This window comes from Marinomonas sp. GJ51-14 (assembly GCF_055808695.1).
Map to the genome: position 1 here is coordinate 2560880 of NZ_CM147879.1, position 22713 is coordinate 2583592.

The following is a 22713-nucleotide window of genomic DNA, read 5'->3' on the forward strand; positions in this document are numbered from 1 at the left end:
TTTTTACCATACCATATTCATTACGCTTTGCGCATATCTTACTGCCTTTAATACGTTTAGAAATGTGAACTAGACAGAACTGCATTTGGTCCTGTATTTGGAGGGGAGTTCTTATGTCATATTTCTATCTGTTTTTTTCTTCATAGTCGCTTTTAGTCTTTCTCTAGTCGTTTACAGCCTGCTTCCTTTCTTCGTGAAAAATTACACTGAGTTCATTGATGATGACTAACTTAAACGCCTTGATTTGATAGGTAAGGAAGAACAATGAACGCATCAGAGCTACATGATAAGGCGATTGTGATCGACGGTTTGATTTGTGCTAAGTGGAACCGATCTCTATTTGAAGATATGGCGAAAGGTAAACTTACAGCGGCAAATTGTACTGTGTCGTTTTGGGAAAACTTTGAGGGCACGGTTCGTAATGTGGTTGAAATGAACCAGTTGATCGAAGCGAACAGCGATTTACTTTTAAAAGTCTACACAACAAAAGACATCCATCGCGCCAAAGCCGAAGGCAAAACAGGGGTGATGATGGGGTTCCAAAACGCCCATGCTTTTGAAGACCAAATTGGCTATGTTCAAGTTTTTAAAGATCTTGGCGTTGGTATAGTACAAATGTGCTACAACACGCAAAATTTGGTTGGCACTGGCTGTTATGAACGTGACGGTGGCTTATCTGGTTATGGTCGCGAAATTGTTGCAGAGATGAATCGTGTCGGCATGTTATGTGATTTGTCGCACGTTGGCCCCAATACTGCCAAAGAAGTCATTATCGAATCTAAGCAACCAGTCGCTTATTCCCATTGTTTACCCGCAGGCCTAAAAGAACACCCACGTAACCGTACTGATGAAGAATTGAAGTTTATCGCGGATAACGGCGGTTTTGTTGGGGTGACTATGTTTGCGCCTTTCTTAAAAGCCGGTATCAACGCCACCATTGATGATTACGTGGAAGCCATTCAATACATTTACAACATAGTGGGTGAAGACGCGATTGGTATTGGTACCGACTTCACACAAGGGCACGGTGAAGATTTCTTTGAATATCTTACTCATGACAAAGGCTATGCACGTCGATTAACCCGTTTTGGCGAAATTATTAACCCTCTTGGAATGCGTACGGTTGGTGATTTTCCTAATTTGACGGAAGCCTTGTTGAAGCATGGGTTTAGCGAGCGTCAGGTGTGCAAGATTATGGGTGAAAACTGGGTCTCGTTATTAAAAGAAGTTTGGGGAGAATGAAGATGACAACACATGCGCCAGAGATGCCAATTCAAGTCGATGACGAAACCGGTGTTTGGAATACCGATGCTTTACCTATGTTGTATGTGCCTCGACATTTCTTTGTGAACAATCACATGGGAATTGAAGACGAGATTGGTGCAGAGCGTTACGCCGAGATTTTATATAAAGCCGGTTACAAGTCCGCGTATTTCTGGTGTGAACAAGAATCAGAATGTCATGGTATTTATGGTGAAGACATCTGGAATCATTATCTAAAACGTCTATCTCAGCGCGGTTGGGGCTTTTTTATTACTGAAGAGTTAGACATTGAAAAAGGCACTGCGAAAGTTCGCTTAGAGAATTCTGCCTTTGTTTATCACTATGAAAAAATTCACGGTAAAAAAGTGAATCGCAAAGTGGATTATATGTTCACAGGTTGGTTTGCAGGGGCATTGGATCAGATTTTAGACAGTCAAAAATCAAGTATGCGCACGAAAGCGGTTCAAACTCAAAGTGGTGCGGAAGAAGGTTGTGATGTGGGGTATTTCGAGGTTCTTCCTCTTTAGGTTTTTCTTTATTTAGATTTTTCTTTATTTAAATTGTAGCCAGTTATGACAAATATACGCTGTGTGGGCAAGGCAGAGCGTTTTCTTTATTTTTTACGTTTTAGCTAAGTAGAGCGGGAGTTCTTTTTATGTCCCAATATGATGTGTTGTTCGAGCCTCTTAATATCAACAAACTTACGATCCGCAATCGAATAGTCAGTACGGCTCACGCTGAAGTGTATGCAACCGATGGCGGTATGACGACAGATCGCTACGTGAAATATTACGAAGAGAAAGCCAAAGGCGGCTGTGGGCTTTGTATCTGCGGCGGTTCAAGTGTTGTATCGATTGATAGCCCGCAAAGCTGGTGGAGCTCAGTGAATTTATCCACTGACCGTATTATTCCTCATTTCCAAAACCTTGCTGATGCTGTTCATAAACATGGCGGCAAGATCATGATTCAAATTACCCATATGGGACGTCGTTCTCGCTGGGATGGTGAAAACTGGCCAAACCTCATGTCGCCATCAGGCATTCGTGAACCTGTTCATCGTGCGACCTGTAAAACCATTGAAGTAGAAGAGATTTGGCGCGTTATTGGCGATTTCGTACAAGCGGCGCGACGAGCAAAAGAAGGTGGTTTAGACGGTGTTGAATTGTCTGCTGTGCATCAGCATTTGATCGATCAATTCTGGTCGCCTCGTGTTAACAAACGTACTGATGAATGGGGTGGCACTTTTGAGGGTCGCATGAAGTTCGGTATGGAAGTGCTAAAAGCGGTTCGAGCTGAAGTCGGCCCAGACTTTGTTGTTGGTATGCGTATCACAGGAGATGAATTTCATCCTGACGGTTTGAACCATGACGACATGAAACAAATCGCCCAATACTACGATGCGACAAACATGGTGGATTATTTTGGTGTTGTAGGCTCGGGTTGTGACACGCACAACACCTTGGCGAACGTGATTCCTAACATGAGTTATCCACCAGAGCCTTTCTTGCATTTGGCGGCTGGCATCAAGGAAGTAGTTAATGTGCCGGTTATTCACGCACAAAACATTAAAGACCCGAATCAAGCGAAACGTATTTTAGAAGCGGGTTATGTGGACTTTGTTGGCATGACGCGTGCACATATTGCTGACCCGCATTTTATCGCCAAAATTAAAATGGATCAGGTGGATCAAATTCGCCAATGTGTTGGTGCTAACTATTGTATTGACCGTCAGTATCAAGGTTTAGATGTCTTATGTGTTCAGAATGCGGCCACGTCTCGTGAATACATGGGCTTGCCTCATATTATTGAAAAAACCACAGGTGCGATTCGTAATGTATTGGTGGTGGGTGGAGGCCCTGGTGGCATGGAAGCAGCACGAGTAGCTGCCGAACGTGGTCACAAGGTTACCTTGGTTGAAAAAGCCCCAGAGCTTGGTGGGCAAATTACCTTAGCCGCGAAAGCCCCACAGCGCGATCAAATCGCCGGTATTTCCCGTTGGTTGATTATGGAATTAGATCGTTTAGGTGTAGACGTTCGCTTGAATACAGAAGCCGACGAAAGCCTTGTTCACGAACTCAATCCTGAAGTGTGCATCTTAACCACTGGTGGTCGTCCTTTCTTGGAACAAGAACCAAAATGGGGAGCGGCTGAAGGCCTAGTTGTCTCTACTTGGGATATTTTAAGTGGCAAGGTAGAACCCGGTAAAAACGTTTTAATCTACGATACGATTTGTGAATTCTCAGGTATGTCAGCGGCGGATTATCTTGCTTCTAAAGGCTCGTTGGTGGAATTGGTTACCGACGATATCAAACCCGGTGTTGGCATTGGTGGTACAACTTTCCCAACTTATTACCGTTCCTTATATGAAAAAGAAGTCATCATGACATCGGACATGTTGTTGGAAAAAGTATACCGAGAAGGTGAGAGCTTAGTAGCGGTATTAGAGAACGAATACACAGGTCAAAAAGAAGAACGAGTGGTCGATCAAGTGGTTGTCGAAAACGGTACAAGACCGAATGAAGAGCTCTATTATGCCTTGAAAGAAAGCTCAATCAACAAAGGCCAAATTGACAATGAAGCCCTGTTCGATATCAAGCCTCAACCTGTTTTAACGGAAGAATCAAAAGGCATGATTTTGTGGCGTCTGGGAGACTGTGTGTCTCAACGAAATATTCATGCGGCTATGTATGATGCTTTGCGCCTCTGCAAGGATCTCTAATCGAGAAGGGGTAAAAAATGATTCTTGATTGGTTACTTCCCATTCTGATTGCTGTTCTTCTTGTTCTTGCGGGGATTGGTGCGGTACGTCGCATGAACCTGTGGCGTGCTGGCCAAGCAGATAAAGTGGATATGCTCGCGGGTTTGTTGGCGATGCCGAAGCGTTATCTTCACGATTTGCATCATGTGGTGGAACGAGACAAATACATGTCTCGAACTCACGTAGCAACGGGCGGTGGTTTTGTTCTTGCTATGGTATTGGTGGTGTTTGTTCATCTATTTGGCATTGAAAGCAAAATTCTTGCTTGGATGTTATTAGGCGCTTTAGTAATGATGTTTTGCGGTGCCTTGTTTGTTTTCAAGCGCCGACTGAATCCACCTGCGCGTTTGTCGAAAGGACCGTGGATGCGGCTGCCTAAAAACCTACTGATCTTTTCGGTTACCTTCTTTGTTTTAACCTTGCCTGCTGCTGGGGTTCTTCCTGTTATTGGAGAGGTACCAGCAAGCTTTACATTGGGTGTTATGGGCCAATGGTTTTTGACTCTTGTGTTGTCTGCATTGGTATTGATGAGCCTAAGTGAAATGCTGTTTGGCATGACATGGGGTGGCCCAATGAAACACGCTTTTGCGGGAGCTTTGCATTTGGCTTTTCACCGGCGTCCAGAACGTTTCGGTGGTGGTCGATCAACAGGGTTGAAAGCAGCTAAGTTAGGTGCAGAATTAGGCGAAGGTGAAATGCACGGTGTTGCCAAACCAACAGACTTCAAATGGAATCAACTGCTTGGTTTCGATGCCTGTGTTCAGTGTGGTCGCTGTGAGGCGGTTTGTCCTGCATTCGCGGCGGGTCAGCCTTTGAATCCAAAAAAACTGATTCAAGATATGGTAGTGGGCTTTGCTGGTGATACAGATGAAAAATACGCTGGTAGCCCTTATCCAAACGTCGAAGTAGGCAATGCGAAAGGCGGTCCAGATCAAATCATTACTGACGGTTTGATTAACCCTGACACGCTTTGGTCTTGTACGACGTGTCGTGCTTGCGTGGAAGAATGCCCGATGATGATCGAGCATGTGGATGCGATTGTTGATATGCGTCGTTTCTTAACTTTAGAAAAAGGCGCAACACCGAACAAAGGCGCAGAAGTTCTAGAAAATATCATAGCGACGGACAATCCAAATGGTCACTCTCCAGCGAGTCGAACCCACTGGGCAGCGGATCAAAATTTAAATCTTATGAAGGACGTGAAAAAAGTCGATGTACTTTTTTGGGTGTCGGATGGCGCGTTTGATATGCGCAGTCAACGGATTCTACGTGCCTTTGTAAAACTACTAAAAGCCGCGAATGTGGATGTGGCAATTTTGGGAGATGAAGAGCGAGACAGTGGCGATGTGGCAAGACGTTTGGGTGACGACGCGACCTTCCAAAGTTTGGCAAGACGCAATCTAGCGACTTTATCTCAGTACGAATTTAAAACCATAGTAACAACCGATCCTCACGCGTTTCATTGTTTAAAAAATGAATATGGCGATTTTGGTTCAGATGCATTGGAAGGTGTTTCTGTAATGCATCACACGACTTTTCTTAATGGGTTGATTAAAGAAGGTCGTTTGAAGTTGGATGCTTTCAACGGTGGCAAAGTGACTTATCATGATCCTTGTTATCTTGGTCGTTACAATGGCGAATACGAAGCACCGCGAGAATTGTTAGAATCATTAGGAATTGAAATCGCCGAAATGGAACGCTCAGGTTATCGGTCACGTTGTTGTGGCGGAGGCGGAGGCGCTCCCATTACCGATATTCCAGGGGAAAGACGTATTGCCGATATGCGCATGGAAGATGTGGTGAGCACTGGCGCGGAAATGGTCGCAGTAGGTTGTCAGCAATGCACAGCTATGTTGGAAGGCGTTGTTGAACCTCGCCCTGTTGTCAAAGACATCGCAGAGATATTAGTCGGACAGTTGATTGAGGAGGTGCGCGCATGAGTGACGCTTTTTCTCAAATTATTCGTCGAGACCCAAGAGCGGAACGTATCGCTCGTAACCGTCTGCATCCTCTTCACGACATTATGACGACTAATAATAACGTTGAAGTGCGTGGGCCTTCTGGTTTGATTCGTAAAAATCCCCATACGATTGGTTTTATTGGGCCAAATGGTATTAAACGCATTGATCGCCTTTCGATTAATACGAAAGGTATGCTTGGCGGACATGATAAGAGTCGTCAAAAACGATCTTCATCTGTTCAAGAAATCGTTTTACCTTTGCATCAAGTCGTCGATCCAGATGGTTATATCATGGTGGTACCAGACATGGTTGGTGGGCGTTTAACGACTCATGATAAAGACGTGATTGGCTTGGCGCATCAATTGATTGCTGAGGTTGGTTCTAAAACCAGTATGGCGGTTGCTGTGGTATGTTTTGGCGAAAATAAAGAAACACAATTTGATGTGGCAGGTGTGGATCGTCTTATTCATCTATCCAGTGCTAAATACGATGGTTTTGCACCTGAAGCTCGTCTAGTAGCATTGAATGAAATCGAAGCGCAATATCATCCCGAACATTGGTTGTTTCCAGATACGGTGAATGGCGGTACGGATTTGGCGTCACGTTTGGCGGCACGTCTTGGCGAACGACCAGCCACGCAAGCGTGGCAAGTATCGAAAACCAGAACCGTTTGTCGTGGTGCTTCCACAAGTCTTGATATCACCAGAGAAACACCTCGTATTTTGATGCTGTTGGAAGAGTGCGGTCATGCCATTGATGAAACTCGTCATGAAGTTTTGCCCTTATTTTTAGACAATATGGATGTATTAGAAAAGATTGAAACTCGTTTAACCGATAAAGGCTTGATGGCGGTTGATCCAAATGCAGTACCTCTTGCCGAAGCCGAGTTTATTTTATCTGCAGGTAATGGCATCCATAACTGGGAGCAATTTCATCAATGCGCGACCGTATTAGGGGCAACCGAAGGGGCAAGTCGTGTTGCCGTAGATGATGGTTTTATGCCGCGTATGCGACAAGTTGGCGCATCAGGTACCTGGGTTACTGCGCGAGTGTATTTAGCGGTGGGTATTTCGGGTGCGATTCAGCATATGCAAGGGATAGGTCAGTGCGACAAGATTATTGCGATTAATACCGATGCTGGCTGTGACATGGCGAAGCGTGCTGATTTGGCTGTTATTGAAGACAGCGAAGCAATTTTAGCGGAATTGATCACACTCGCTCAGCAACATGCATTAGAGCAAGGAGAAAAAAGCAATGTCGCTTAATGACTCTCAAAAAACGAAAATCATCAGTTTAGTCTCTGTGGGTCGTCATCCTCAATCGGGGCGGGCGCGCCGAGCGGAACAAGATGGACGAGCTGTAGAACTGGGTTTGAATTTGCAAAATAGCCTCGAAGGCGAGTTATCGGTTGTACATGTGGGGGATGCCAAAGAGCCTGTGTTGCGCCAATATGCAGGAATGGGATTGGATACCTTGACCGTGTTGGCCCAAGATTCTGGTAGCGATGCTTTGCCTTTGTTAGAGACATATTTAGCAAACAGTGAGCCGAGTATTGTTCTTATGGGGGGGCGTGCAGAAAGTGGTGAATCTTCTGGTATGTTGCCTTATTTATTAGCCGAAAAATTAGGCTGGCCGTTACTTTCTCGGGTTGCGGATATCGTGAATGTTGAACATGGTGAAGCTGACGTCCTATTAGCTTTGCCTCGTGGTCAACGCCGTGCTATTACTGTTACCTTGCCTTTCATTGCAACGGTTGATAATGCCGCGACTGAAGCTCGACAAACCGCTTATGGTCCAGGATTAAGAGCGCAAATCAATGTTATCGGAAATGATTATGTTGCAGACGAGATGGCAGCAAGCTGGCAAGTTAATCCAGCTAAACCTCGACCGAAACGCATGAAAGTGGTTAAAGCCAAAACAGCTGCTGATCGTTTTAAAGCGGCGACCGCGAAGCCTGTTGGTAGTGGCGGTAAAGTGATGAAAGACGAAACGCCAGCTGAAAAAGCCCAAGCTATTTTTGATCTTTTATTAGAAGAAAAAGTCATTCGCTAAAGTAAAGGTTTAAGATCTTATGATGATCGTAGATTTAATCGACGAAGTGGATTTTAAAGAAAAATTGATCGCTATTGGTGTTCCGCTAACAGTAGATCAATCTATGGCAGAGGTTCAAGAAATCTTACTGTCATGGTTGAAAGAATACCCAGAACAACACCCATTTGTAGCGGCTTTATTTGATGAGATGCAAGACCCTAATACAACTATTCTACCTGATGTGTCGGCAGTAATAAAAGCCATTGATTAGACGAGTTCTTTTTCTACTGTCTTACGTTAATAGGTGCCTTCTTTAATTATTCGCTTTAAAATAAGACAGGATATAAAAAGAATAGGTTGATTTTATGCGTTACTTTGTACTTTTTTTAATGACCTTCGCGCAATTTTCTTTTGCAGGTATGGTTATGATGTTTGTTATTTTTTCTGCTGCAGGTGTTGTAAATAACAATGAAATCAGTGATTTTCAGAATTTTATATTTACTCTTTCTTTTATATTAATTCCCTTGTCTAGCATCATTGTGGCATCAATGCTTTTGTATTTAGCAATAAAAAAATCTCCGAAGTTGTCTTATTGGTGGCATTTGTTTCCCGTCTTTCTCACCATCATTTATTGTTTTTACGTCATTCAGTTTGATTAGGTGTTTTAAACACCAATATTAAGTAACAGACCAAAATAGCCGTACAAACAAAGTGCGGCTATTTTTTTGGATTAAACCGTTTTTATAGATCGCTTCATACTGAGGTAAACTGTGATCATGGCGATAAAGATAGCGGGCAGCATCAGCATATTTAATATCTCCCATCCAAATAAACTCTGCCAATAACCCGCCAGAATACTTGCCACGGCGGAAGAGCCAAAAACCAGAAAGTCATTTAAACCTTGTATTTTTGCTTTGTCAGCAGGCTGGTAAGTTTGTGTGAGCAGATTGGTTGCGCCAATAAAAGTGAAGTTCCAACCTATGCCCAAGAAGACTAACGCGGTCCAAAAATACCAATAAGAAGTGCCAAATTGGTTTAATAAAATGCAGGCGATAAGTAATATACAACCAGCTTGGACAATACGACTCGTACCGAACTTCTTAATTAAATGACCGGTGAAAAATGATGGTGCAAACATACCTAATACATGCCATTGAATGACACTGGCGGTATGTCCAAAATGAAACCCATGACCATGCATAGCGAGCGGTGTGGCCGTCATGATTAATACCATTACTGCATAGCCAATTGCGCCTGATGTGATCGAGGCAATTAGAACGGGCTGACGAAGTAATTCAGCGTAAGAGCGCGGTGTTCCTGTTTGTTCTTCGATGCTAGCTTTTTTAAGCGGTAACACAGCAACCAGAACTGTGGTTATAGCATATAGGATGAAGAGAGCGGCAAACGCACCAATGTATTGTGTATCTGGAATAATGTACTCGGACCAAACTGCTAGATTAGGACCAAGTACAGCCGCTAAAATACCGCCTCCCATAATCAAACTAATGGCTTGTGGGCCTTTACCTTCCGGACAGTTTTCGACTGCCGCAAAACGATATTGTTGACCAATACCAATGGCAACACCCAATAAAAAAGTTGAAGTGCAGAACAGCCAAAAGTCACTGTGTAATAGGGCGTAATAAGCTAATGCTGCACCAAACAGTCCAATAGTGTTACCTATTAAAAAAACGACTTTTCTGCCCAGTAAACGAACCAATAAAGCGGCAGGCAAGGTCGCACTCATTAAACCTATAAATTGCAGGGCGACAGGAACCGTTGCTAAATCCGCTGATGGACTGATTTTGTTACCAATTAATGCGGTGACAGAAACGAGTAAAATATTTCCTGTAATTAATAGCGCCTGCCCAAGGGATAACCCCCAAACTGTTATGCCTAACATATGTATTCCTTTGGTGAATTAATTTTGCGCTTAAAACGAAAGTTTAGAATTAGCCGTTAGAGTTTTATTAATAATCTTATGCTATCACAGCAAGGTTAAATAATTTTGATGACTTTCATTCTTGTGATGATGAATCTATTTAATGAGGAAGTAGAAGCGAATAAAAAATACCGCCTCACTTTTTCTTTAGATAAGTGAGGCGGTATTAGCTGAGATATTGTTTATTTATTCAGAAAATAATTATAAATTACGTAAATATGAGTTGATAAACTGTGGTTGGTTAGGCTCTGTTGGTGCTATTTTAAAGTTAAGCGTTTTGTCATTTTGGCGTAACTTTAGTGTATCTGTAAATTCACATTGAACCACTTGGAATTGAGATACTTGCGTTTTGAATTGATTGTTTTGTCCGCACATTTTTGCTATTTCGTGACCTACTTGAGCGCAAAATGAACCAACTGAATATTTTTTTAGATCTGCGTCAGAGACTTTTTTCCAATCGATACTTGATTGAATAGGAAGTTCGCATTTTTCCAGAACCTCTTTATTTGCCCTAAGAATATTTTGTTGTTGGCTTGCAACATGCTTTTTACGGTTAAAAGTTGCTAGTTTTGCTTGAACTCCCTTATTTAGTTGCTGTTCATACTGAGCCAGTAAATTCTTAGTAATGACAGGGTCTGTATTCTCCGTTTTTTCTAGGTAAATGCTTTTTCGGGTATCAGGTAAATATAGTTCATATGAGCAGCAGCCATAATGATCATCCACACTGACTAAAGCGCGCTCGCTGCCGTCGAATGTGTATTTATAGGCTTTTTTGTTGCCATGTTGTTTGTAAGTGGTCAGAAAAACCACATCATCAATACTATGGTTTATTCCTGTTATTTTTAGTAAGGCTTGTTTTTTATCTGATGTCGGAGCGATAACAACAGTGATGCCTTCGTAAGAACTGAGTTCAATTGGGTATTTTACTAAATCTAATGCTGCAACAGTATGAGATAAAAAAATACCAATAATGAGCAAGAAGCCTTTCATGTTTAACCCTTAAATTTGAATTTCAGTGGACGCTTTATATCACTGATAGCCTTACATGAAAAGGACCTATATCATTGATATATCTATGCTTTGTAAGGTTTTAGAGACTTAGGGTAGCTTATGCAAACAACTAAACTTAGGTAATAAATAAGACGGGGAAGCACTTTTTGAACCGTGGTTTTTATTTTATATGGAGGGTTATTTTATATCATAATAATTTTCCAATGAAAGCTCGAAACATGCCTTCACTGGAAAATGAAGACAGGTAGAAGCGTATTCTACCTATCTAGACTATTTAGATATGGAATCTAAGACTTTATAGTTTAAACACATCAACGGATTTATCTAATGTTAATGCCAGATTAGTGAGGTTAGATGCCATACCCTTGTTACGGTTTGAATTCTCATAGGTTTCTTTCGCAAGGTCATTAATTTCAAGAATACTAGCGTTGATCTCAGAAGCTACATGAGTTTGTTCTTCTGCAGAGGTGGCAATTTGTACATTCATATCTTGAATCACAGAGACGGCATTTTGGATTGACTGTAATGCTTTGCTTGCATCATTTGACTTGGCTGCAGTCGTTCTCGCATCTGTCATATTGTTGCTCATTAACTGAACTGATTGCAGAGCTTCATCTTGAAGCTTGCTTATCATACTTTTAATTTCGTCCGTATTTTCCTTTGTACGATTAGCTAGACTACGAACTTCATCTGCGACAACGGCGAAGCCCCGACCATGTTCACCTGCTCGCGCGGCTTCAATTGCAGCGTTTAATGCAAGTAAGTTAGTTTGTTCAGAAACGGCGTTGATGACTTCTAAAATACTGTCAATACCTTGAGTTTCCTTTTCAAGTTTAGTGGTTACAGCCATGACCTTTTCAAGATCAATCAATAAGGTGGAAATGCTGTCATTCATTTCTTGAACAACGTTAATACCTAAATCAGAGAACTCATTGGCCTCTTTCGCAGCGGTTGATGCTTGCAATGCATTTCGCGCCACTTCCTCAACTGTCATGGTCATTTCATTCATCGCAGTAGAGGTTTTCTCTAACTGAGCCATTTGCTTCTTAGAACTGCTGTTTGTTCTATCTGCAGAGGTCGTAACGTTATCTGACGATAATTTAAGTTGATCTGTGGTTTCACTAATATTGTTGATGATGGTTGTTAGGTTGTTAATCATCAAAATAGTTGCAGCATAAATCCCCGTTTCTTTTCCTGTTACCGAAGCTTGTAAACTTAAGTCACCATTGGCTACACGTTTTACTAGCTCTTCAATTTCTTTTGGTTCACCTCCAATTGGTTTATACATAAGCTTCATCACAAACAAATAGATGATACCTAAGGCGATTAGAATTAAAAAAATAGAAAGGGTAAGGCCTTGAATCAGGTTTGAGTTGGAAGGTGCATTAATGTGACCTGCTGTATCTAGCGACCAAACATTCCAACCTAAGGATGCTATTCTTGCGCTGCTTACAACATATTCTTCACCAGAGTCATTATAGTTATGTTGGCTGTTTTCTTTGTCTTTATAGGCTTCAAATGAAGGTTGAAGTTTAAACAAGTTTTCACCAATTTTATCCGCTTCAGGAGCAGCAAGAATAAAGCCATCGGCTCGGCTTACAATAAGCTGGTTTTTTTCAGAGAGGCTTTTGGCAAACTGTGTAATGCCAAGTACTTTGGTATTGATAAGTAAAGTGGCTACGATCTTGTTATCGCGCATAACAGGAACCGCAAATGCCATTACTAGTTCCCCAGTATCGGCGGTTTTATATGGTTTGGTAATGATCTGTTTTTCGCCCGCAAAAATTCTTTCATACCACTCTCTGCCAAGTGCTTTCGCATTAAAATTAGCTATCTCGCCAGTCGCGATAAATGTCTTTCCACTTTCAAGGGCAACAACCGTTGCTACAACATCGAGTGCTTTTGTTGTTTCTTTGAGTTTATTAACTACGACGTCTACATCAATGTGGCCGTCTTTATCTATAGGTAAATCACCAGCAACAATACTTAAACTGTCAAAATAGCGTTGGACTCGTTGTTCCAATGCATTAGAAATCAAAAAAGACTCTGTTTTTAGACTCTCTGTAGAGTGGGTAACAGAAGCTGATTTAAAATTCAAATACCCCGTAAGAGATACAATTAATATAGCCGCAGCAAATAATGCTCCGACATAGCTTAATAATCTTATTTTCGCGCTCATAATATTTCCTGTCCATCCTTTAGACTGTTAATGAGATTAACTGCGAAATTATATTATTTTATGTGGATGAAATTATATAATTTCGTTTCATAAATTCATGTAAATATTAAGGGTTATTAAGATGATATTAAGGGTTGGCTTGTTCAATTGGTATTTTCTGTCTTGATAAATGGAGGGAGGGAAATGGTTTAAACCCTTGAACAGAATTTAACTTGAAAAAAAGAACTGTTGTTTCAATTGGCATTCTTTGTGGTTCATAAAAAAGGTCACCTTTAAATGTGACCCTTGATAAATGTTAAATAACTTATTTGTTATTAAATATTGAGATGAGCAATCAATTTAATGGACCATTCACAATTGTATTTCGAATGCCTTCAATGATGTTTTCACCTTTTTCTACTCGTAGATCATCGTACCAAGCCTGAGTTTCTTGCATGTCTTTACCATGAGTCACGTCACAGCGCTTACGGGCTTTTAAGACAAGATCTTGAACACGGAAACGACGTTTTTCTTCGTAGTTTTTAATGGCAGCATGGATGTCTTTAGTTTCAGCAAAGCATTGGCCTAATACAACCGAGTCTTCTAGTGCAGAGCAACCGCCTTGGCCTATGTCGGGTGTGGTGCTGTGAGCAGAGTCGCCAAGTAGGGCGATGTTGCCTTTCACTAAGGTATCAAATGGTGTGATGTCATGTATCTCTATACGGTTTGTGGTTTCTGGATTAATGGCGTCAATAAGGGTTTGGACCGGTTTTGTCCAACCTTTGAAGTAACCTTTTAAATCACTAGTAACTGTTGTTCTGTCTTCTTTAAGGCCCAATGGTAGTGGTACGTCAAAGAAGAAGTAGAAGCGGCCACCTGCAATTGGCATGATGGAAACACGTTTACCTTCTCCAACAAAGGTAGTCCATTGATCAGCTGGTGCTATGTCTGTGTTTATATCCACTAAGCCATTCCAGTTGACATAACCTGCGTAACGACGGTCTAGTTCTTTGCCCAGTACATGTGCTCGAACAACAGAGCGTGTGCCATCTGCTGCTATCATCATATCGCCTGTAGCGCTGGTGCCATCAGTAAAGTAAGCCGTTACACTGGTGTCGGTTTGTTCTACTTTTTCAATTCGTTTACCAAATTGGACTTTATCACGACCCCAGAAATCAATCATTTGGCTTTGTAAGTCAGCTCTGGAAACTGGGCAAGGGCGTTCAGAAACTGCCTCTAATAAAGGTTTAAGACTGAACTGTGTCATTATGTTTCCTGTGAAACCGTCTTGATAAGCGAGATTGTGCATCGGGCCTCCAAGTTCGTCCATGATGTGGCCCATGCCAAGGTGTCTCATGCATTTCACACCGTTTTGCCAAATAGATAAAGCAGCGCCAACAGGTTTCATTTCTTTTACGGCTTCAAAAATTTCGCATTCAATGCCTTGCTGTTTTAAAGCCACGGCAGCGGACATGCCGCCAATGCCTGCACCAATGATTAATGCTTTCATATCAGTTCCTTAAATGTCTAATTACTGACTGAAACGCAAAAAATGTACCATGAAACAAATGTGCCTATAATTTTTTTTGTGAAACCTTTGTTTTAGGCTTCTTCAGAAGGAGAAAAACGATAGAGATAAGAATTAAACCTGTTTGAATGATGAATTATGTTTGCTTTATTGTGGTGCGCGGTTGGTTTTGTTGGTGCGTTTTTTAGGGGGATTGCTAATGAAAATAAAAGAGCCTGAAGTTTTCAACTTTAAAGGAGTTACTTCAAAAATAGGCTCTTTTCTTTATCACTTAATTATTTTTAGCTGCCGCGGTAAGTGCTGTAAGAGTATGGAGAGACCAAAAGAGGAATATGGTAGTGTGCTTCTTCATCACTAATTCCAAAGCGGATAACAATTGTATTGAGAAAACTGGGTTCTGTTACTTCAATGCCTTGTTTTGCAAAATAGTCATCAATAGCAAATTCAAGTTCATAAACCCCAGCAATGAAGTTTTCAGCGTCTAACAATGGCTGGTCGCAGCGTCCATCGTCATTGGTTATCGTAGTGTGAAGCAATTGACGCTGGCCATCTTTATCGTGTTTGAATAGTTGTATCTTCACATTGGCTGCGGCAACGCCTTTGGTTGTATCAAGAATATGAGTGGTTAAATAGCCCATTGTTTTTCCTTAACTGTTGAAACGAATTTGAGTATTTTGCCCGTATATTGCAAAAATGAAATATTGAACTGTAAATCTAAGGTTGAAACTATTGTTTCATATAGATCAATAACTGTGCCATATGTTTTAATGATTTTCTGGATTGTGAATTTTATACTTAGAAAAGTAAAAATGAGTGAGCCTTTTCTTAATTCATAACGCGAATATTTTGGAGACCTGTTATGCAGAACCAACAAGCCGTATTTCACTCACAAGATGAAGCCGATTTTGTTTCATTGTTAAGCGGTATTTATGAACACTCGTCATGGGTAGCCGAGCAACTATGGCGTCAAAAGTCTGAGCATCCTGCTGGCTACTTCGATGATATTGAAAAAGTCCAACGGGCAATGCGAGATATCGTGGATCAAAGCAGTGATGAGCAAAAATTGATGCTATTACGTGCACACCCAGATTTAGCCGGAAAAGCCGCGGCTGTGGGTGAACTGACTGATGCTTCGAAATCAGAGCAAGCTGGGGCAGGACTGGATCAGTGTACCGATATCGAGCTTGCCCACTTCCTACAAATTAATGATCAATATCGTGAAAAATTTGGTTTTCCTTTTATCATGGCTGTAAAAGGTGCAACTAAAGAACAGATACTTGCAGGTTTTGAAGAAAGAACACCAAATGATTGGCAAACCGAGTTTGACCGAGCACTTAGCGAAGTTCATAAAATTGCAGGTTTTAGATTGGCTGATCTTTAAAATTGTCAGCTTTGTATCATTGAGTTAATAGCGGAAAAATTACCATGGAAATCAGTCATACATTAAAACCTCAAACTTATGGCTTTATTTTAGTGGGCGACTTTTCTCTGTTGCCGATGACATCGGCAATTGAAACCATGCGAATGGCAAATCAGATATTAGGTTTTTCGGCTTATCGTTGGTCAACCATTACGTTTGATGGTAAACCAGTTAAAGCCAGTGATGGTCTTGGTATTACCGCAGATTTGGATTTCTCCGCAGACTTTAGTGACTTTGATACTATTTTTATTTGTGCAGGAATTAACGTTAAACAACAGGTGAATGCCCAAGTTCTGCAATTCCTCACTGGTTTGAAAAAAAGCATAAAAAACTGGTCTTGGGTTCGCTGTGTACGGGAACCTACCTATTGGCTCAGGCTGACTTACTTGAAAATACCCGTTGCACCATCTCTTGGGATCACATGGAAATGTTCTGTGAAGCATTTCCTGGGTTAGAAGTAGAGACGTCATTGTTTGTTATAGATAAACAACGCATCACCTGTGCTGGAGGCACAGCGCCACTGGATATGATGCTGAATATTATTTATCAAGATTTTGGTCGAGATATCAGTACGCAGATTTGTGAAGTTTTCCAAACAGAGCGTATGCGTAGTGAACATGAACTACAAAAAATTCCATTAAAAGTCGCTTTAGGAAACAGCCATGAGTCATTAATCAATGCGATTACGATAATGGAAGCCAACACAGAAGAGGTCATCGACCTCGACTCATTGGCAGGATATGCAGGGCTTTCACGTCGTCAATTAGAAAGACTGTTTAATAAACATCTTAAAGATTCACCATCCCGTTATTATTTAAAAATCCGATTGAATAAAGCCCGTCGTTTACTCACCCAAACCAATATGTCGATTACCGATGTAAGCATCTCTTGTGGCTTTTCTAGCTCTTCTTTGTTCAGTAAAAGTTATCGAGACTTTTTCAAAACGCCCCCTAGCAGTGATAGAAGACAACCCAGTCCTATTTAATCACTTAAATCTTTAGCACTTATTATTTGAATTTAGTTTTCTCTTAGATGAAATTCGAGAGTGAAATTAAATGAATAAAACCAAAATAGGTTACTGTGAATAAGCGATCATAAAGGGAAAGTAGGAGAAAACTGGTAGTTAGAGAGCAGGCAAAAAGGAAATGATGTGATTGCTCCGTTCTATAGGTTTTTGGGCTTATATTTAGTGACTAAGTATCTGGTTTATTAATAATAAAGATCTATAGTATCTTAAATATTACTTATCTTTAGGTTTGTTGGTTATGAAAAATAAGGTCTTACTTAGTATTGCAGCTTTATGTGTGGTGACTGCTGCTGCCGTTCAGTTTACCGTCAGAGCTGGAGGTGTTGATACCGCTTCAGCGGTAGTTAATGCCAATTGGGCGGACAATGTCACTATTACCGTAGATGATCAGGAAGATACCTTCCGTTTTCAGTCAAATGGTATTCCTAGTCACGGTTTCGCTGAGAAGTACTTAATCCCGAATGATGTTGGCTCCATGCCATTTTCAGACAATGCTGCAGATGAGTTTACCGTTGTTAAATCAAGTGAATATTTTACTGAAACGGATGTAGATACTACCATTACTACGCGTCCAAACTACGTGGATAAAGTGACAGATACTTCTTTGGGTCGTATTGGTGTGGCTATTACGGGTGCACAAATCTTTAATGACTATGAAGACATGCAGCGTAGTATTACCGCGCTAGATGATAATGTGATTCATGATCACGTACCTTTTGTGGATGAGTGTAATGGGCATACGCTAGTGGACGGCACTAACTACCATTATCACGGTATTCCATTGTGTATTACGGGTGAACTCGATCAAGAAGGGCAGCACTCCACCATGATTGGAGTATTGGAAGATGGCTTCCCAGTTTATGGTAATCACGGTGTTAATGGTTCAACCGTAACGAACAGTGATTTAGATGAATGCAGTGGACACTTTGACGTAACGCCTGAATTCCCAGATGGTATTTATCATTATCATCTAACCGCCGATGAAGCGCCTTATATGATCAATTGTTATCATGGGGAAGTGGGTGAAATTTCGGGTCAAGGACAACCTCAAGGTCCAGATTTTTCTGAAGCTGCAGTTGCTCTGAATGTATCGCAAGATGAAATTCGTCAAGCATTGGGTGCTGATATGCCGCCTAATTTTGCAGAAGCAGCAGAAAAGCTGGGTGTAACTGAAGACGCTTTACGTGACGCTTTACCTCCACCGCAGCAGCACTAAGTGGATGATGATTGAGCGTTATTATGATTGAACGAATTGCTTATTTTTTGATTGGTGGTGCCCTTGCGGTGACTCTAATGACATTTTTACCTTCTCAACCATTTGAAACACTGAATACTAGCAAAGCCTCCGAAAGCAGTATGTTGGATGTGATGGAAATGCACGATCATCCTTTGTTGGCTGTTTCGGAAAGCTTACCAGTACCATCGGTAACGCACTTGATGTTTCCTGATGTGATGGGTGGTTTTAATATTCAAATATTAGTGCGAAATTTTGAATTCACGCCAGCGGCGATTAATCGTGAACCTAAATTTAATTCAGGCCACGCTCATGTGTATGTTAATGGTGTGAAGTACGCTCGAGTTTATTCTACTTGGTTTCATTTGCCGACTAGTGCTTTAAAATCTGGAGAGAATTTCGTGAAAGTAACGTTGAACGCCAATAACCATAGTGAATGGGCAAACAATGGAGAAACTATTTCATCGGTTGTTAAAATTGTCATTCCAGAATAAATACAATGTTTAATGTTTAATGTTTAATGTTTAATGTAAAGGCGACCTTGAGTCGCCTTTTTTTATGTTAGATAAATATCATCGGCAAAGTGGTTAACAGTAAAAACCCCATTAGTAGGTTGAAGTTACGATGAAAAGTCGGATTTTGTAGCTTGTTAGAAACCAGTTTTCCTATGGTGATCCACATAAAAGTTCCGGGTAAAGTCGCAGTGTTAAAAGCAATAAGACACATCAAAGCGGATGGCCAGAAAAGATCTCCTGTTAAGGTGAAGACAGAACTTGCGGTGATTAACATCGACCAAGACTTTGGATTGATGGTTTGAAAAAGTGCCGCTTCCTTAATGCTCATAGGCTGTAAACTGTTTTTCGAGTCATGAGGTTTTGCCAAGGCAATTTTGGCAGACATATAGACAATGTAACCTGCTGCGACAAAGGTGAATACATCGTGCAAGATTGGCCAGTGTTTGAAAATCTGACCTAGTCCTAACAAGATAGCAATGTGAAGCAAGGTCATGCCAATACGAATGCCTATCACATGAGGTAAGGTTTTTTTCATGCCGAAGTTGGCACCAGAATGGGCTAATAAAATATTGTTTGGTCCGGGTGTTATCGTTGCAATTAGACAAAAAAGCACAAGCGCGGGAATCAATTCTAACAAAGCCGTATTCATTGTTTTATTCCAAATAGGTAAGCAGATAATTTAAAATTGTATCAATACGATTTACGTTGTATTGTACTAATTAAGATTCTCACACAATACAATTATGGGCAATTTATTTATTGTTATGAATACAATTTTGACGGTTAGTAAAATAGAGTTCGATGAGGCTTGTTTGGCTCTGCCAAAATACAAAGCCTTGGTGTTGTTAATTGAGCAAGCTATTGTGGCGGGATCCTTATCTGATCAACAAAAGTTACCTGCACAGCGATTACTTGCAGATCAGCTGGGTATCACTCACGGTACAGTGACCAGAGCTTATGACGTGTTGGAAAAGAAAGGGCTCGTTAGTGCAAAGCTCGGCGCTGGCACCTATGTCAACTTGCCTAGTTCGACACATAAGGTAAGCGGTCAATCAGATCAAAGTGCTCAGGCCGCCAAGGAATACGACTTTGCATCCAGCATGCAGCCAATGCTGGGTCAGCAGATGTTAATGAAGAAGGCATTAAGTGAACTTGCTCAAGATATGGATGCGGTTACGCAAGTGATGACCTACTCGCCTCAAGGTGTTGCCAAACATAAACAAGTGTTCACAGATTGGTTAGCCAGAAAAAAGATCAAAATAGAAACTAATGATATTGTTTTTACTCAAGGCGCACAGCAGGGCATTTATACTTGCCTGCAAATCCTCACCAAAGAAAACGATTACATATTGCATGAAGAATTGGCGTACCCAGGTTTTTTTCGGGCTGTAGATGCAAGTCGAGTAAAACCCTTAAGCGTACCCATTACACCGCAAGGTTTGGATTTAAACGTCTTAGAGCAATATTGTCAGCAATATAAACCTAAGCTGCTTTACATCACGCCCAATATGCAAAACCCCACCAACATACAATATTCACCTGCTCAATTAGAAAGTATTGTGACGCTTAGTCGTAAATACGATTTTTACATTGTTGAAGATGATGTGAACTATTGCTTGTCAGAAAGCTGGCGTTTGCCTTTGCAACAAAAAGCACCAGATCGTGTGTTTTATATATCAAGCTTATCCAAATACGTTGCGGGTGGATTAAGAGTGGCATACACCATAGTTCCTACATTATGGCAGCAAGCCTTTAATGGAAACATTCATAGCCAATGCTGGATGGTGTCAACGTTAAACTTCGAACTTGCAACGAGATTTCTAACTAGCGAAGGTTTTATTCATAACCAATCTTTGTTGGAAGGCGAAATGCGCTATCGCCAAAACGCCTTTAAAACGATGGCTGAAAAACAAGGCTTAACCGCTCGTAGTGGTGGCTTGAATGTATGGCTCAGTTTGCCGAACCATATAAACGTAAACCAGTTTAACGCCTTTTTACTATCCAGAAACGTGAAAGCCAGAACAGCAGATTTATTTTGTCATTCAAGTTCGCAAGCGATTTCTATCAGCCTCAACGCTTTACGAATTTCCCTTGGTGGATTTAATACGAGAAATGAATTTGAAGAAGGTATAGCAGAATTTAAAAACGCCTTGATGGCCTTTTCAAATCAGCAAGATGTAGTGATTTAAAAGGTAGTGGTTAATAGTTAACATCAAAATAAACAAAAAGACCGCAAATTATTTGCGGTCTTTTTTATGATTTTAGTCGTTCATTATAAAAGATTAAGCTGATGGTCTGCCTGTTTCCTTATCAACAAAATTGGCTTGAATTCGTTGGCTTAAGAAGTCAGCGGCGCTGATTGGTTCGTAACGTTTTTCTGGGCCTTGGATGATTTGTTTTTTGTTGGCTTGGCAAAAGAAGGCGATGGAGTGTCGGCTGCCGCAGTATTCGTCGATTCTTGGTTGACGGACGCGATGTAGGTTTGAAATGAGTTTGTCGTCGCTCCAGCGCATGAGCATGTCACCTATGTTGCAGGTGATAACATTGGGTAGCGGTGGAATATTCGTCCAACGTTTCGTGCCTGCTTCGGCGCCAGGGCAAACTTGCAAGCCGCCATGACCTTCGTGTTGAAAGAGCAGAGTTAAGCAATCAAAGTCCGTATGAGCGCCTGCACGCCAGATGTTTCCTTGTTCAGTGACGCCTTCTGTAGGAAAGTAATGTAGTAAACGTAAGGTGCTTTGATAGTCGTCTTGCTGAGGGTCGTGAGCCTTGGTAAAGAAGTCTCGATCAAAACCTAATTTATCCGCGAAACAAGAAAGCACCTTCATACCGACTTCCCAACATAACTTCTCAAAACGCAATGTGTTAGCTTGGAAGTTTGCCAATTCTTGTTCGCTCGGCCATAAATTATCCATATGGTATTGAGTGATTTGGTAGGATTCTTTCTGATCTTTTGTGCCAGTAGACGGGCGAATTTGACTGCGGCTTTCCCAACCCGCATTGACGCCTTTTGGCCTTGGGTATTGGCCTTTGATATTCTCAGGTAGGTTAAAAAAGCGATCTGACTCATTAAAAGCAGCGTCTATCTCTTCAGAAGGAATGCCGTGGTTAGTGAGTTGAAAAAAGCCCGTTTCTGTCGCGGCAAGCCAAAGTTGCTCAGCTATTTCTTCACGACGATGATTGAAGTCGCTTAGATCTATTATACGGATTTCACGGTCATTGGTTTCTTCGCCAGTGCCACCAAAAGTGGTCTCTCTTTGTAGTTCTTTGAGTATTGTTTTTTTTGATGAATCAATTGTCATTGCTTCCTCCATTTATGAAGTTAGGTGGAGCAATGACCTGGCAAAGCCTGACTGCTTCTACTCCGTTTGTTTAATATTTTGTATGAATTACCAAACGCCTTCTTGTAGTTCTGCTGCTTCGTCTTCAAGACAGGGGCCGATTACTTCCACTTTACGTTGGCCTGAATCAAACACGGCGCGACAAGGTAAATCTAGCGTTGGGTTTTCAGGGTGATTTCCCGTGATCTCTTTTAGTCTTGCTTCACTTAGTCCATAGATGACTCGACCTAATCCTGCCCAATAAGCAGACCCTGCACACATAGCGCAAGGTTCAGCAGAGACATACATGGTGCATTTGGCTAGAAAATCAGGACGATAGGCTTTACTGGCACGAGTCATTAATTTGCGTTCAGCATGGCCTGTCATATCAAAGTCCGGTAAGTAACCGTTCACTTGTGACATGATTACATTGTCTTGGTCATCAACTAATATCGCTGCGAAAGGATGAATACCTTGCTGCTTTGCCTCATCAGCAAGGGCAAAGCTTTGGCGTAAAAAATCAGTGTCTTTAGCATTAAGTTTCATAT

At 41.4% G+C, this 22713-nt stretch carries 22 protein-coding genes; 14 read left to right on the forward strand and 8 right to left on the reverse strand.

The window, feature by feature from the left end; all coding sequences use genetic code 11:
• Positions 1-264 precede the first annotated feature (264 nt).
• The 8 genes from AC0L3Y_RS12320 to AC0L3Y_RS12355 all read left to right on the forward strand — a co-directional run bounded on the left by AC0L3Y_RS12320 (position 265) and on the right by AC0L3Y_RS12355 (position 8672).
• Positions 265-1242, forward strand: coding sequence for a dipeptidase (locus AC0L3Y_RS12320; protein WP_473463656.1), 978 nt, complete (start codon positions 265-267; stop codon positions 1240-1242).
• Between the two features lie 2 nt (positions 1243-1244).
• On the forward strand, positions 1245-1790 hold the full coding sequence (locus AC0L3Y_RS12325; RefSeq protein ID WP_473463660.1) for a DUF5943 domain-containing protein: 546 nt from the start codon (positions 1245-1247) through the stop codon (positions 1788-1790).
• A 128-nt stretch (positions 1791-1918) separates the two neighbouring features.
• On the forward strand, positions 1919-3982 hold the full coding sequence (gene dgcA, locus AC0L3Y_RS12330; RefSeq protein WP_473463663.1) for a dimethylglycine demethylation protein DgcA: 2064 nt from the start codon (positions 1919-1921) through the stop codon (positions 3980-3982).
• Positions 3983-3999: 17 nt separating this feature from the next.
• Positions 4000-5961: a (Fe-S)-binding protein gene (locus tag AC0L3Y_RS12335; RefSeq protein ID WP_473463667.1), complete on the forward strand. Its 1962-nt coding sequence runs from the start codon at positions 4000-4002 to the stop codon at positions 5959-5961.
• A complete protein-coding gene (gene etfA / locus AC0L3Y_RS12340; protein WP_473463672.1) occupies positions 5958-7247 on the forward strand; it encodes an electron transfer flavoprotein subunit alpha in 1290 nt (429 codons plus the stop codon). The genes AC0L3Y_RS12335 and etfA overlap by 4 nt, the downstream gene beginning before the upstream one ends.
• Entirely contained in the window at positions 7237-8034 is a 798-nt protein-coding gene (etfB, locus tag AC0L3Y_RS12345) for an electron transfer flavoprotein subunit beta (RefSeq protein WP_473463676.1), read from the forward strand. Before etfA ends, etfB begins: the two co-directional genes overlap by 11 nt.
• A 19-nt stretch (positions 8035-8053) precedes the next feature.
• The gene (locus AC0L3Y_RS12350) at positions 8054-8284 is read left to right on the forward strand and encodes a hypothetical protein (RefSeq protein ID WP_473463679.1); all 231 of its coding nucleotides are present in this window, start codon (positions 8054-8056) and stop codon (positions 8282-8284) included.
• A gap of 94 nt (positions 8285-8378) precedes the next feature.
• Positions 8379-8672 carry a hypothetical protein gene (locus tag AC0L3Y_RS12355; RefSeq protein WP_473463684.1) on the forward strand — a complete coding sequence of 98 codons (294 nt, stop codon included), beginning with the start codon at positions 8379-8381 and terminating at the stop codon, positions 8670-8672.
• A 71-nt stretch (positions 8673-8743) separates the two neighbouring features.
• Here the strand turns inward: AC0L3Y_RS12355 and AC0L3Y_RS12360 are convergent, their stop codons facing one another.
• The 5 genes from AC0L3Y_RS12360 to uraH all read right to left on the reverse strand — a co-directional run bounded on the left by AC0L3Y_RS12360 (position 8744) and on the right by uraH (position 15287).
• Positions 8744-9913, reverse strand: coding sequence for an MFS transporter (locus tag AC0L3Y_RS12360; protein WP_473463689.1), 1170 nt, complete (start codon positions 9911-9913; stop codon positions 8744-8746).
• Between the two features lie 240 nt (positions 9914-10153).
• The gene (locus tag AC0L3Y_RS12365; RefSeq protein ID WP_473463692.1) at positions 10154-10942 is read right to left on the reverse strand and encodes a hypothetical protein; all 789 of its coding nucleotides are present in this window, start codon (positions 10940-10942) and stop codon (positions 10154-10156) included.
• Between the two features lie 316 nt (positions 10943-11258).
• Entirely contained in the window at positions 11259-13142 is a 1884-nt protein-coding gene (locus tag AC0L3Y_RS12370; RefSeq protein ID WP_473463697.1) for a methyl-accepting chemotaxis protein, read from the reverse strand.
• Between the two features lie 334 nt (positions 13143-13476).
• A complete protein-coding gene (hpxO, locus tag AC0L3Y_RS12375; RefSeq protein WP_473463700.1) occupies positions 13477-14631 on the reverse strand; it encodes an FAD-dependent urate hydroxylase HpxO in 1155 nt (384 codons plus the stop codon).
• Positions 14632-14930: 299 nt separating this feature from the next.
• Positions 14931-15287: a hydroxyisourate hydrolase gene (gene uraH, locus AC0L3Y_RS12380; protein ID WP_473463705.1), complete on the reverse strand. Its 357-nt coding sequence runs from the start codon at positions 15285-15287 to the stop codon at positions 14931-14933.
• Positions 15288-15508: 221 nt separating this feature from the next.
• Between uraH and uraD the strand changes: the two genes are divergently transcribed.
• The 5 genes from uraD (at position 15509) to AC0L3Y_RS12405 (ending at position 18824) form a co-directional block, all read left to right on the forward strand.
• Complete coding sequence (gene uraD / locus AC0L3Y_RS12385) at positions 15509-16030, forward strand: 2-oxo-4-hydroxy-4-carboxy-5-ureidoimidazoline decarboxylase (RefSeq protein ID WP_473463709.1); 522 nt, start codon at positions 15509-15511, stop codon at positions 16028-16030.
• Positions 16031-16074: 44 nt separating this feature from the next.
• Positions 16075-16524 carry a type 1 glutamine amidotransferase family protein gene (locus AC0L3Y_RS12390; RefSeq protein ID WP_473463712.1) on the forward strand — a complete coding sequence of 150 codons (450 nt, stop codon included), beginning with the start codon at positions 16075-16077 and terminating at the stop codon, positions 16522-16524.
• Positions 16491-17054 (forward strand): GlxA family transcriptional regulator, encoded by a 564-nt coding sequence (locus AC0L3Y_RS12395; RefSeq protein ID WP_473463717.1) that lies wholly within the window; start codon positions 16491-16493, stop codon positions 17052-17054. Before AC0L3Y_RS12390 ends, AC0L3Y_RS12395 begins: the two co-directional genes overlap by 34 nt.
• Positions 17055-17334: 280 nt before the next feature.
• Positions 17335-18312 carry a YHYH protein gene (locus AC0L3Y_RS12400; RefSeq protein ID WP_473463719.1) on the forward strand — a complete coding sequence of 326 codons (978 nt, stop codon included), beginning with the start codon at positions 17335-17337 and terminating at the stop codon, positions 18310-18312.
• A gap of 11 nt (positions 18313-18323) precedes the next feature.
• Positions 18324-18824: a hypothetical protein gene (locus AC0L3Y_RS12405; protein ID WP_473463725.1), complete on the forward strand. Its 501-nt coding sequence runs from the start codon at positions 18324-18326 to the stop codon at positions 18822-18824.
• 67 nt (positions 18825-18891) lie between these two features.
• On the opposite strand, the gene AC0L3Y_RS12410 is transcribed toward AC0L3Y_RS12405, so the two are convergent.
• On the reverse strand, positions 18892-19494 hold the full coding sequence (locus tag AC0L3Y_RS12410) for a LysE family translocator (protein ID WP_473463728.1): 603 nt from the start codon (positions 19492-19494) through the stop codon (positions 18892-18894).
• 115 nt (positions 19495-19609) lie between these two features.
• Here AC0L3Y_RS12410 and AC0L3Y_RS12415 point away from each other — a divergent pair, with 115 nt between their 5' ends.
• Positions 19610-21034, forward strand: coding sequence for an aminotransferase-like domain-containing protein (locus AC0L3Y_RS12415; protein ID WP_473463732.1), 1425 nt, complete (start codon positions 19610-19612; stop codon positions 21032-21034).
• Positions 21035-21127: 93 nt separating this feature from the next.
• On the opposite strand, the gene AC0L3Y_RS12420 is transcribed toward AC0L3Y_RS12415, so the two are convergent.
• Complete coding sequence (locus AC0L3Y_RS12420; RefSeq protein WP_473463736.1) at positions 21128-22147, reverse strand: isopenicillin N synthase family dioxygenase; 1020 nt, start codon at positions 22145-22147, stop codon at positions 21128-21130.
• A gap of 87 nt (positions 22148-22234) precedes the next feature.
• Positions 22235-22711, reverse strand: coding sequence for a nucleoside deaminase (locus AC0L3Y_RS12425; protein ID WP_473463741.1), 477 nt, complete (start codon positions 22709-22711; stop codon positions 22235-22237).
• Positions 22712-22713: the final 2 nt, after the last annotated feature.